Annotated in this window: 15 protein-coding genes; 6 read left to right on the top strand and 9 right to left on the bottom strand. The window is 66.2% G+C overall.

Going from position 1 to position 11,465, the window contains the following annotated elements; all coding sequences use genetic code 11:
- Positions 1–67: 67 nt before the first annotated feature.
- From BAU07_RS00130 to BAU07_RS00120, 3 genes are all read left to right on the top strand, one after another.
- Entirely contained in the window at positions 68–406 is a 339-nt protein-coding gene (locus tag BAU07_RS00130) for a DUF4148 domain-containing protein (RefSeq protein ID WP_066652451.1), read from the top strand.
- Between the two features lie 151 nt (positions 407–557).
- A complete protein-coding gene (locus BAU07_RS00125) occupies positions 558–896 on the top strand; it encodes a DUF4148 domain-containing protein (RefSeq protein ID WP_066652448.1) in 339 nt (112 codons plus the stop codon).
- A gap of 584 nt (positions 897–1,480) precedes the next feature.
- Entirely contained in the window at positions 1,481–1,813 is a 333-nt protein-coding gene (locus tag BAU07_RS00120) for a DUF4148 domain-containing protein (RefSeq protein ID WP_066652445.1), read from the top strand.
- Positions 1,814–1,956: 143 nt separating this feature from the next.
- Here the strand turns inward: BAU07_RS00120 and BAU07_RS00115 are convergent, their stop codons facing one another.
- Both BAU07_RS00115 and BAU07_RS00110 read right to left on the bottom strand, forming a co-directional pair.
- A complete protein-coding gene (locus tag BAU07_RS00115) occupies positions 1,957–2,637 on the bottom strand; it encodes a UdgX family uracil-DNA binding protein (RefSeq protein ID WP_066652439.1) in 681 nt (226 codons plus the stop codon).
- 81 nt (positions 2,638–2,718) lie between these two features.
- On the bottom strand, positions 2,719–3,321 hold the full coding sequence (locus BAU07_RS00110; protein WP_066652436.1) for an alpha-ketoglutarate-dependent dioxygenase AlkB: 603 nt from the start codon (positions 3,319–3,321) through the stop codon (positions 2,719–2,721).
- A 233-nt stretch (positions 3,322–3,554) separates the two neighbouring features.
- Here BAU07_RS00110 and BAU07_RS00105 point away from each other — a divergent pair, with 233 nt between their 5' ends.
- The 3 genes from BAU07_RS00105 to BAU07_RS00095 all read left to right on the top strand — a co-directional run bounded on the left by BAU07_RS00105 (position 3,555) and on the right by BAU07_RS00095 (position 4,737).
- Positions 3,555–3,815, top strand: a complete 261-nt coding sequence (locus tag BAU07_RS00105) for a hypothetical protein (RefSeq protein ID WP_066652435.1) — start codon at positions 3,555–3,557, stop codon at positions 3,813–3,815.
- A gap of 14 nt (positions 3,816–3,829) precedes the next feature.
- Positions 3,830–4,036, top strand: coding sequence for a hypothetical protein (locus BAU07_RS00100; RefSeq protein WP_066652434.1), 207 nt, complete (start codon positions 3,830–3,832; stop codon positions 4,034–4,036).
- A 137-nt stretch (positions 4,037–4,173) separates the two neighbouring features.
- On the top strand, positions 4,174–4,737 hold the full coding sequence (locus tag BAU07_RS00095) for a LuxR family transcriptional regulator (RefSeq protein ID WP_066652431.1): 564 nt from the start codon (positions 4,174–4,176) through the stop codon (positions 4,735–4,737).
- Between the two features lie 63 nt (positions 4,738–4,800).
- Here the strand turns inward: BAU07_RS00095 and BAU07_RS00090 are convergent, their stop codons facing one another.
- From BAU07_RS00090 to BAU07_RS00060, 7 genes are read right to left on the bottom strand one after another with little or no spacing between them, the layout of a single operon-like run.
- Positions 4,801–5,787, bottom strand: coding sequence for an NADPH:quinone reductase (locus BAU07_RS00090; protein ID WP_066652424.1), 987 nt, complete (start codon positions 5,785–5,787; stop codon positions 4,801–4,803).
- A 38-nt stretch (positions 5,788–5,825) separates the two neighbouring features.
- Positions 5,826–6,596 carry a fumarylacetoacetate hydrolase family protein gene (locus BAU07_RS00085; protein WP_066652422.1) on the bottom strand — a complete coding sequence of 257 codons (771 nt, stop codon included), beginning with the start codon at positions 6,594–6,596 and terminating at the stop codon, positions 5,826–5,828.
- A 50-nt stretch (positions 6,597–6,646) separates the two neighbouring features.
- A complete protein-coding gene (locus BAU07_RS00080) occupies positions 6,647–7,102 on the bottom strand; it encodes a nuclear transport factor 2 family protein (RefSeq protein ID WP_232338212.1) in 456 nt (151 codons plus the stop codon).
- Positions 7,099–8,274 carry an alpha-hydroxy acid oxidase gene (locus BAU07_RS00075; RefSeq protein ID WP_066664396.1) on the bottom strand — a complete coding sequence of 392 codons (1,176 nt, stop codon included), beginning with the start codon at positions 8,272–8,274 and terminating at the stop codon, positions 7,099–7,101. The genes BAU07_RS00080 and BAU07_RS00075 overlap by 4 nt, the downstream gene beginning before the upstream one ends.
- A 31-nt stretch (positions 8,275–8,305) precedes the next feature.
- Positions 8,306–9,298 (bottom strand): Bug family tripartite tricarboxylate transporter substrate binding protein, encoded by a 993-nt coding sequence (locus BAU07_RS00070; protein ID WP_084025023.1) that lies wholly within the window; start codon positions 9,296–9,298, stop codon positions 8,306–8,308.
- Positions 9,299–9,318: 20 nt separating this feature from the next.
- Positions 9,319–10,194, bottom strand: a complete 876-nt coding sequence (locus tag BAU07_RS00065; protein WP_066652419.1) for a TauD/TfdA dioxygenase family protein — start codon at positions 10,192–10,194, stop codon at positions 9,319–9,321.
- 18 nt (positions 10,195–10,212) lie between these two features.
- Positions 10,213–11,370 carry an iron-containing alcohol dehydrogenase family protein gene (locus BAU07_RS00060; RefSeq protein WP_066664394.1) on the bottom strand — a complete coding sequence of 386 codons (1,158 nt, stop codon included), beginning with the start codon at positions 11,368–11,370 and terminating at the stop codon, positions 10,213–10,215.
- Between the last annotated feature and the right edge of the window lie 95 nt (positions 11,371–11,465).

The raw sequence follows: 11,465 nt of genomic DNA, 5'->3' as shown, positions 1-11,465 counted from the left end.
AAACCTTCCCATCTCGACTTACCGCACTGTCTGGCCCGCCAACTTAACCAGGACTAGGAGTACTGCCATGAATGCCAAGACCATCGCTTCCGCTGTTGTTCTTTCCTTCGCCGCTATCGGCGCCGCGCAAGCCGCCACCCCCCGCGGCGACTCGGATAACGTGCCCTTCCAAGGCGTCTACGGCCAAGCCGACACCGGCAGCAGCCGCGCCCAGGTGATCGCCGAGCTGCAACAAGCGCGCACCGCCGGCCTGACGGGCAACAGCGAAATCAACAACATGCCCTTCACCGCGCAAGCCGACAGCGGTGTGAGCCGCGCGCAGATTCGCGCCGACATCGATCGTGGCAACACGACGACCAGCCTCGCCTTCGGCGACGTGAACAACCAACCCTTCCAAGGCGTTTGAGCCGGACAGGGAAACCGTGAGGGCCTGCCATCTCCAGGTTCACACGGCATCGAACGCAGCACATCGGGTACAGCAACGGACCGCACGCACTACCGCGACATGATTCGCCGTGCGGCCCGGCCCGTCACTAAACAGGACTAAGGAGTAAGCCATGAATGCCAAGAATATCGCCACCGCTTTGATTCTTTCCTTCGCCGCCATCGGCGCCGCGCAAGCCGCGACCCCCCGGGGCGACTCGGATAACGTGCCCTTCCAAGGCGTCTACGGCCAAGCCGACACCGGCGCGAGTCGTGACCAGGTGATCGCCGAGCTGCAACAGGCTCGCGCCGCCGGCCTGACCGGCAACGCCGACATCGACAACCAGCCCTTCGTGGCGCAAGCCGACAGCGGCGTGACCCGTGCGCAAGTCGCGGCCGGCATCGACCAGTCCAACGGTGGCATCGACATCGCGTTCGGCGACATCGACAACCTGCCGTTCCAGGGCGTGTGAATGCAGTTCGGCGCACCAGCGTGATCGCCCATCGCGGTCCGTCGGATGTGCCGACAGCGATCCTGGACCGGCGCCGCACTATCGGCCGGGACCGAGGTCGCCGTAATGGATACGGAAGCCTTCGGATGACGGTGGCCGCCGTAGTCGTAGCAGCAGTAGTAGTAGTTGGACGTCGTATCGGAGTGCCACCGGTGGTGTTGTCACGGTAGCCCGGATGCGACCAGGAAGTCCTGGCCATGCCGGTTTGCTATCGGCGTGGTTGCCCCCGGTGAGAGGCGGGGATGCTGTGGCAGTCCTCTCAGCGCAGTACCTCGGCCCCGCGCAAGCGGGGCCGTTGCATTGGCGCCCGGTTCGCATCCGCACAAGAAAATACAAACAAGACCGTCGCAGACATAGTTCTCCCCTATGGATTGCCGTGCATTCTATGCGGCGCAGTGCCGGATTGATCCTGATTTTGGAAAAGTGTATTCGATGATCTAGGGTTTATCCCTAGCGATATCCCGAGCACAATACTCAGGCATCAGGAACGGCCATCGCGAGGAAGTCCGCCGCCGTTCCGCATAACCCGATATTGGAGAAGCGTCATGAAAGTACAAACCATCGTCTCGTCCATCGCCGTGTCTTTTGCCCTGGTGGCGGGTGCCCAAGCCGGCACGCCGCGCGGCGATATCAACAACACTCCCTTCCAAGGGGTGTATGGCCAGAACGACAGCAGCTCGGTGACCCGTGAACAGGTCGCCGCCGACCTGCAGCAAGCCCGCGCCAACGGCGTTGTGTTGTTCGGCGATTCCGACAACGTCCCGTTCGCCGCGCAGGCCAGCACTCCCAACGTGCCTGCTGCCCAGATCGATCCGAAGAGCGTGCACGGCGACGTTGCCTTCGGCGACATCGACAACCAACCGTTCCAAGGCGTCTGAAGCCCGTCGGCGCGGCGCCGGCCGGCGGGCACGCCCGCCGCGTCGGCTGCCCGAGCCACGTGCGACGCAGTACCCATCGGCCCCGTCCCTCACGGGGCCGATGGCTTTTGCGCGGGGCAATCCATGACCGCTGGACCTTCTCGTTACGGTGCGGCAGGCCGTCCGCCGCCCCCGCCCGCAATGCGGGCGGCCTGCCGCAAGGCGTCGACGAGGGTAGCGTAGGCCTGATCGCGAGCCTGCGGGTCCGGCGCGCGCAGCACAAAGGAGGGATGGTAAGTGGGAACGACCACCAGACCTCCCACCTCCACCGGGTGCCCCAGCATCGCGGTCAGGCGTGCATCGGCCCGCTGCAGTAAAGCGCGCAGCGCCGTCGCACCCAGGGCGACCACGACCTGCGGCCGGACCGAAGCCAGCTCTTTTTCCAGCCAGTAATGGCACGCCATGACTTCGCGCTGCGCCGGTGTCTTGTGCATGCGCCGCTTGCCGCGCGGAATCCATTTGAAATGCTTCACCGCGTTCGTCACGAAGACTTGTTCGCGCCGGACGCCCGATTCCGCCAGGGCGCGATCCAGGAGCGCACCGGCCGGCCCCACGAAGGGTTCCCCGGCCTTGTCCTCCTGGTCGCCGGGCTGCTCGCCCAGCACCATGATGGTTGCCCGGCGCGGACCGCGTCCCGGTACACCTTGGGTCGCGTCGCGCCACAAGGTGCAGCGCCGGCAATCGTCCAGCTTGCGCGGCTTTTGGTCGGGCTGGGCGACGGGTTCCTCGCCATGGCCAGGCGGGATCTCGGGAGTCGGTGGCGTTTTTTCGGGCCGGCGCGGCATACGGGTCCTTTGCTTTCCTCTGCGCCGCCAGGCCGAGCAAGAACCACACCCATCGCGGGGTGGTCGTCAGGCGCCCAGCCGTCACGGGCGGCGTGCGGCCAGTGTGCGAAAGGTGATGGACCACCGGGTCGCCGACAGCGGCGCGACGCTATGTTGCCAGTCCCAGCGAGCCGGGCCACCCATGCGATAGATGGACCGCGGCGCCACGCTGACACGAAGAATGTCCGAGCGCTTCGCGCTGACCGGTGGATAGGGCCGAAAACGCAATGTCGCCCCGCTGCCCAGCGACACGCCGGCAACCTCTTCGAAGTCCGGCACGTCGCGATGCCAGCCCAGCGGGGCGCCCGGTGGATACTCCGCCACCAGCACATGGACCAGTTGCTCCGGCGCGACGTCCATCCATAGCGCAACCCGGGCGCGCAGGCCATGCAGGGGCGCGATCAAGGGTTGGGCCGGTTCCAGGCGATTGGCATCGAAGTCATAGCTGCCGCCGAAACTCAGGACGCGGCGGCGCGCGGTGTACGACTTGTAGCGCGCGCCCGCCAAGGGCAGGCGGCGCAGCAGGGCGATCAGGTCCGCCTCTTCCTTGGTATCGAGAAACCCCTCGTCGTAGCGCCAGCCCGGTGGCATCGCCGGCCCCGGCATATCGAACAGCGTCAGTTGCGTCACGGCGGAAAGCTCCATGTACCGGCCAAGCCGGTGAACGGTTAAGTCCGCAAGAACCGTACACGGCAACCGGGCACGCCACGGCGCGGAGGTGGACGCAAGGCCGACCCAGCGTAAGGACTACTGAGCCTTTGCGCGGCTCCGCGCACGCCTCGAGGGGGCGTTCCGGGCGCCCGGCGGCACAGCAGTTGCGGATTGCCTACGACAAGCGCGCCTCCATCCGGGGCCGCCGTCGATTCAGGAGTCCCGCCATGCTTCCACAACCCGATCCCAACCGCTACGCACCGCGCCCTTCCGGCAAGGCCGACCTTGCCGAAGACCGGCCCGACATGGACCACCCGCCCCAGGCGTCACCCCAGGATCAGCCGGTCTTCGACCGCAGCACCGCCGCCGCCGAAGAGGCAGCGCGCGAGGGCGGGCCGAACGAACGACAGAATCCCACGCCGCCGGACACCGGCCGCCACAACAAGCGCGGCACGCTGCGCCGTTCCCCGGACGACGAAACGGCGTAACCAGGAGAACCGACATGGCACCGCAACAAGGCAGCAACCCTATCGCCCCTCATACCCATGATCTGCTGAAGGAAAACCGCAGCGACGTGCCCCGCGACGTCCCGCCGCGTGACGAATACAACCCCAGCGACGGCCGCTCCGGCAGCCGCGACGAAGCCGACGCAGCGGAAGGCGAGGAAGGAACCCGCGCCGACAAGGACAATGAACGCCCGTTGCCGTAGAACGCGCCCGCCTCGGCAGGACGACCGAGGCGAGATCCCCTGCATGTCCTCCACTTGACCCATACACCCGCGCCGGGCGCGGGCGTAGATTTGCGTTTATAGTGGGCCGCGCAACGAAAATGCGAGGCGGAGGTCGCATGGGCAAGCAGCCGGAGATCGACTACAGGCAGGCATTCATGCTGGCGCCTATCGGCATGTGCGTGTCGCAATGGCGCGTGATCCGCCAAGCGAACGCAAAGCTGGAAATGATCTTCCGCTATCCCGCGGCCACGCTGGCTGGCGCCTCGTTCCAAGCCCTTTATCCCACTCACGAAGAATTCCAACGTACCGGTGAGCGCCTGACGCCGGTGCTGACGGCCACGGGCCTGTACGCCGACGAACGCATCATGAAACGCAACGACGGCGAACTGTTCTGGTGCCGCGTCACCGGACGCACGCTGACGCCGGACGAGCCGCACGCCGCCGGAATATGGACCTTCGAGGATTTGAGCGCCAAGCGCCCCGTGACCAAGGGCCTCAGCGCCCGCGAACGTGAAATCGCCACGCTCATCGCCGAAGGCAAGACCAGCAAGCTCATCGCCCGCCAACTGGGCCTGAGCCCGCGCACCGTCGAGATGTACCGCGCCCGCCTCATGGCGAAATACGCGGCCACCACATCGGCCGGGTTGATCCACAAGCTGATGCGACCCGACGGCGGCTGAATCGGCGGCGAGCGTCGGAAGGCCACGCCAGTCGCCATGCCGGAGCAGGGCCGCGATGCGACGCTACTGCGGCAAGGTCACCACCACGTTGCCCAGGGTGCGTCCTGCCTCGACCGCTTCGTGCGCGGCTACGATGTCGTCCAGGGCGTAGGCGGGAGCGATCAAGTGCTCCAGCTTTCCAGCGGCAAGCAGGCCGTTCAAGGCATCGACGGCATATTGGCGCTGCGCCGGCAGCAGGTCGTAGACCAGGAAGAAATGCAGGCTGATGGACCGCGGCAACCACGCAGCGAAATTCAGCGGGATATCCCCGCGCGCATTGGAGCCGTACACCACGTAGCACCCGTGGGGCGCAACCGCGCCTGCCTGCACCAGCGCGGCGTTGGAGGAGAAATCCATATCGACGACGGCATCGACGCCACGGCCCGCCGTCATCGCCAGCAGGCGTTCCACCACGGGCTCCTGTTTGTACAGGATGTTGTCGTGGATGCCCACCGCCTCCAGGCAACCCGCCTTCTCCGCCGACCCGACCGTGGTGATGACGCGGGCGCCGTAGGCGCGGGCCATCTGGGCCGCGTAATAGCCGACGCCGGAAGCGCCTCCGCTTACCAGCACGGTCTTGCCCGCCACGTCACCCAGCAGCGCAATGGCCTGCATCGCGGTCAGACCGGGAATACCCATGCAGGCCCCGGCTTCGAAGCTGCTGCCCTCGGGCAAGGGTACGGCCTGGCCCGAGGGCAGCACGATGTATTGGGCGGCCGTGCCCATGGGACGCTGCCACTGGCCGTTCCATATCCAGACGCGCTCGCCCACGCGGCTGCCCGGGACACCGGCGCCCACGCGGTCAATCACGCCGGCCCCGTCGCTGTGCGGCACGACGAATCCGCTCGTCACCGGACGGCTGCCCAGGCGCGACTTCACGTCGGAGGGATTCACGCCGGACACCGCCAGCTTCACACGTACCTCGCCCGGCCCGGGCTCCGGCGTGGGCAGGTCTTTCAGCGCCAGCACATCGCGCGCCGGACCGTTCTTGGAATACAGGGCTACGCGCATCTTCCGCTCCTTGCACGACTTTACGGGGATTCTGGATTCTAGGTCAGCCTCGCCGCCGCGATAAACCGATTCGTCAGCGTGCCGAGACCGGTGATCGACACATCGACCACATCACCGTGCCGGAGATCCGGTGAATGACCGTCAGTGCCCATCCAGAGGATGTCGCCGGGATGCAGGGTCAGATAGCGGCTCATGGTGCTGATGAAGCGGTCGATGCCGAACAGCATATCGGCGGTGTGGAAACGCGTGCTTTCCTCGCCGTTCAGCCGCACCACGGTTTCCATGGCATCGACGTCCGCGTCGGTCTCGATCCACGGCCCCATCGGCTTGAACGTGTCGCTGTTCTTGGCGCGCCAGAACGTGCGGTCGGACCCCTGCCACACACGCTCGCTGACGTCGTTGCCGATGGTGTAGCCCAGCACGCAGGAGCGGGCCTCGGCTTCGCTGACGTTGCGCACCTTCCTGCCGATCACGACGACCAGCTCGCCCTCGTAATGCACGCGCGTGGCGTCCGCCGGCATGATGACGTCCTGCCCATGCGGCAAGAGGGCGTTGTTGGCCCGGTAGCCGACGTCGGGCTGCGTAGGGATCTTCAGGCCTTCGGTGCCGATGTGCCTGACGTAGTTCAAGCCAACGCAATAGAACGTGGGCGGCACGACCGGCACCTCCAGTCGTACATCCGCCAGCTGCGTGACCTCGCCGGTTTTCTCATGACCGTGGAAAGGGTCGCCGCGCACCGCCGTGATCCTTTCGCCCTCCAGGATGCCGTAGCCAGTGCGCTGGTCCTGGGTATACCTGATCCATTTCATCGCATTCGTCCTCTCTCGTGTCCCTAGGGCCGCGCCGCTGCCGCATGCCCTCAAGCCGCGCTGGAAAAACTCGGTTCGTCGTTGCGCATGTCTGCGATAAGCCATGCGCCGTCACGCCATGCCAGTTCGACACGGGTTGTGCGTATGTTCTCGATGCCCTTCAGCGGCGCCGGTCCCGCCAGCGGCTTGCCCTCGTCATGCCGAACCACCAGCATATAGCCGCGCAGGCTGCAGCGCGCCCCGTCGACCGCGTCGGCGAACAGATTGGTGATCAGATGATGTATGCGCTGCGTGCCGGAGCGCAACGCCAGCGCCGCACGGACAGCGTCGCGCCCGCCGAGCACCTTGCCCTGCCGATGCCAGACCCCGTCGGGCAGCATGCGGCCGACCAGGGACTCGTAGTCGTTGTCGTCCAGGTCCCGAAAAAACCCAAGCACCTGATTGCAGCACAGGCCGATGGCCTCGCTCTCACCCATCGCCGGGCCAGTACCGATCGCGTCGTTCATTCCGTTTCCCTCCGGTTCCCCTCGATGGGCATGCGCAACACATCCGGGCTGATGTCGACCAGGGTACGCGCGCCGCACAACTGCATGGTGCGCGCCAGCTCGTCGCGCAGGATGTCCAGGGCCCGCGCCACGCCGTCCTGGCCGCCCGCCAGCACGCCGAAGAGCGTGGCCCGCCCCGTCATCACGCCGGCCGCGCCCAGCGCCAGCGCCTTGAAAATATCGCTGCCGCGCCGCACGCCGCCATCCAGCAGCACCGGGACTCGGCCGCGCGCGGCAGCCACGATATCGGGCAACGCATCCAGGGTGGCGATACCGGTATCCAGCTGGCGGCCGCCGTGGTTCGACACCACCAGGGCATCCACGCCCAGCGCGACGATGGGATCCACGTCGCCGGGATGCACCACGCCCTTGACGATCAGCGCGCGCGGCCAGCGTTCGCGTATCCTGGCCAAGCCGGTGAAATCGAAGGCGGGATCGTAGTTGCGGCCGGCCACGGACTCCATTGCCTTGCGGTTGGCCTCCACTTTCCGCATGCCCGCCAGACTGGGCATGATGGGCGGCCGGCGGATCAACATATCCAGCGACCACGCCGGCCGGCGCGCGAACTGCCAGAAATTGCGGGGCGTGATCTTCATGGGAAAGCCCAGGCCATTGGCCAGGTCGCGTTCCCGCTTGCCGCCCACCGGCAGGTCGACTGTAATGACCAGCCCTTCGTACCCCGCCGCCAGCGCGCGCGCGATCAGGTTGTCGAGCCGCGCCTTGTCCTGCAGGATATAAGCCTGGAACCAGAGGCGGCCGGGCGCCTTGTCCGCGATTTCCTCGATGGACGCCGTAGCCGAGGTGGACAGCGCGTAAGGCAGATCCAGCCGTGCCGCCGCACGCGCCAGGTCGACGTCGCCCCCGCGCCAGCCAAAGCCCACCGCACCGGTGGGACCGATGGCCACGGGCAACTGTGCCGGGCGGCCGAGCAGCCGCGTCGACAGGTCGACCCGCGCGACATCGCGCAGAACGCGCGGCACCAGCCGGATGCGCTGGAACGCGTCCTGGTTGTCCCGCAGGGTCAGCTCGTCTTCCGCCCCGCCGTCGAAGAAGTCGAACACCGGCGCCGGCAGCCGTGCCCGCGCCGCCGCGCGCAGGCGCGCGATCGAATAGCAATCTTCCAATGCCGCCATGACGTTGTCGCGGTCCTTGCGTCGCCCGGCCTCAGCCACCCGCCGCGCTGCCGGTCACGTTGCCTTTCTTGATGACTTCGGCCCAGCGGGCCTTGTCCTCGACGAGGAACTTGCGGAATTGTTCGGGGCTATCCCCGACCACGACGGCGCCCAGCTGGGCGAGCTGTTCACGCACTTCGGGCTTGCGCAGGGCTTCGACCGCGGCCTTGTTCAACTTGTCCACGACGGGCTTGGGCGTGCCGGCCGGCGCCAGCATGCCGATCCAGGGCGCACCCTGCTGGAAACCGCTGAAACCCAGGCTATCCAGCGTCGGTACTCCGGGGAACTCCTTCTCCGGCTTGTCCGTCCCGATGGCCAGCACGCGCAGTTGCTTGGCGGCCACGTAGTTGGGGATGCCGACGCTGGGATAGAACATGAATGTGATGCGACCAGCCACCATTTCCTGCAAGGCCGGTCCGTTCCCCTTGAACGGCACGTGGACCATTTTGATGCCGGCCATGGTGGACAGCATCTCCGCGGCCAGGTGCGCCGAGCCGCCCACGCCCGACGAACCGAAGGTCAGCTTCCCGGGGTGCGCCTTGGCGTCCGCGATCAGGCTCTTGAGGTCCTTGTACGGCGAGTCGTAGTTGGTCACCACCACCAGCGGATTGTTGGCGAAGTTGCTGATCGGCTCGAAGGCCTTGACGGGATCATAGTCGTAGCGGTCCGGATACAGGAGCGGGTTCACGTTCAGGGTGAGCGAGGTCACCAGCACCTTGTAGCCGTCGGGCGGTGACCGCATGACGTCGGCCGCGGCGATATGCGCGCTGGCGCCCGGCTTGTTCTCCACCACGACGGATGCGCCCAGGCTTTCCGACATGTGCTTGGCCACGATGCGCGCCACCACATCCGTGGGACCGCCGGCGGCATAGCCCACCACCATGCGCACGGGCCGCGAAGGATAGTCGTCGGCGCGTGCCGTGCCCGACAGCGGCAAGGCGGCCGCCACAGCCAGCATCACGCTGGCGATATATCGTTTTTTCATGTCTCTCTCCGTGTTCTTCGTCAGTACAGCTCGGGGAAGTACTTGTCGGCCATGACCTGGCAGCGCTTGATCAAGCGAGGCTCATCCGGTCGGTAATCGGCCACCGCGTTATGGATGGTTCCCATGTTGTCCCACATCAGTACATCGCCTTCGCGCCAGTTGTGGCGGTAGCGGTATTTTTCCTGCAGCTGATGCTCGAACAGGAAGCGCAGCACCTCGTCGCTGCGCGCTTCCGGCAATTCATTGATGCGCACGGAATAGCCGGGATTCGCGTACAGGACCTTGCGGCCCGTAATCGGATGCACCAAAAAGACGGGATGCGACACCGGCGGCTTGCGCTTGCGCTGCTCCTCCGTCAGCGGCGGGCGCGTACTGCCTTTCTCGCGCCGCATCATCTCCCAGAATTTGTTGAAGTCGTGCGTGATCGTCATGCCGTCCAGCTCTTGCTTCAGGTCCTGGGGCAGGCCCTCATACGCGGCGTGCATATTGCAGAACTCCGTGTTGCCCAGCGACTTGCCGTCGCGCATGGGAATGCGGATGCCATAGAGCACATTGCTGAAGGCGATGGTGCGGCTATAGGACATATCGGTATGCCAGTCCTGCCCCGCGTCGCTCAGCCCGATGGGCTTGCCATTCTCTACGATGTTGGACAGGATCATGACTTCGGGCATGTCCGGCTCGTGGTAAAGGTTCGCCACGTTCACTTCCAGCGTGCCGAAGGTCTGCGCGAAGCGCTTCAGGTCGGCCGCGTCCAGCGTCTGACGCGGAAAGCACACCACGCCGTAGCGGCCCAGCGCCTGTTCGATGCCGCGGTAGTCCTCTTGCGACAGGGGTAGGGCCAGATCGATGCCCTCGATGGTGGCGCCGAGCGCGGCGCCGCTTGCGACGATGTCCATAACGTCTCCTACAGGTGTCTAGAAGGCCTGGCGCAGGATCGCGAGCACATCCGCCGCGTCGGCGACAGGCCGGGGATTCAGGGCCAGGCCGCGTTCCGTCATGACGTGACGGGCAAGATCGGGCAATTCGCCTTCGGCAACACCGATGTCGCGCAGACGTCTCGGCAAGGACAGCTCCTGTGCCACGTCCTGCAGCCACTGCGACAGGCGCGCATATTCGCGCTGGCCTTGCCGATTCACGACGTCCAGTGCCGGCGCCAGCAAGGGCGCGGCAGTCTCTTCATTGAAGCGCAGCGCGTGCGGCAGGATCACCGTATTGACCAGGCCGTGGGGCAGGCTGTGCCGGGCGCCCAGCACGTGGCAGATCGCATGATGCAGGCAACTGCGCGCCATCGACAGCACCATGCCGGCCAGGTGCGCCGCCGCGAGTATCAGGCGGCGCTGCGCCGCCTCGTCCAGCGCCGGGGTACACAGCGCATGCTGGAACAGCCCCATGGCCTGCACCGCCATGCCATCGGACACGATGGAGCGGCCCCGGGAATACAAGCCTTCCAGACAGTGCGCGATACCGTTCATGGCCGTGTATCGCATCGTCGGCATGGCGACGTCCCGGGCCAGCACGGGGTCGATCAGGATGGTGGAGGCGGACACCTGGCGATTCCAGAACATGCGCTTGTCGTGCCCACCGTCCCGCACGCCGAAGGACGAGGTCACCTCCGCGCCGGACGCGGTGCAAGGAATGGCGATGATGGGAAGCTTGGGCCGCGTGCGCAGCGGAATCTCGACGGTCGAAGGAGGGCGGAACACCGTGACGTGGTCGGCCAGGCGCCCGCCTTCGGCCAGCAACAGCGCAAGGGCCTTCGCCGAATCGGCAACGCTGCCGCCGCCGACCGCGATCACGCAGTCGGCACCGAAAGCCGCCACGTCTGGCGCCATTGTTTCGATTAAACTGACACTGGAATGCGGCGGGATGCCGCGGCGTTCCAGCACCGTGGCATCGCGCAAGGCCTGCAGGATGGCGGCATAGTGCCCCGATGTCGCAATGCGATCCTGCGTCAGGACCACCGGTCGCGACAGCCCCAGCGCCCGCAACTCCGCGCCCACGCTGGTGGAAACGCCGTCACCGAAACGTACATGCGTGCCGAACAGGTGATAATCGAAATCGCTGGGATTCATGCCGGGCCGGCGCCATGCCGGCGCGTTGCGTGAAAACAGGATCTTCAGTTTAGTGACCGGCGCACCCACGCAGAAGACCCGTGCCACGAAATCAT

It is taken from the genome of Bordetella flabilis (assembly GCF_001676725.1).
In the GTDB taxonomy this organism is placed as follows: Bacteria; Pseudomonadota; Gammaproteobacteria; order Burkholderiales; family Burkholderiaceae_B; genus Bordetella_C; species Bordetella_C flabilis.
Note: the sequence above shows the minus strand (reverse complement) of the source record. Positions and strands in the feature narration are given on the sequence as shown.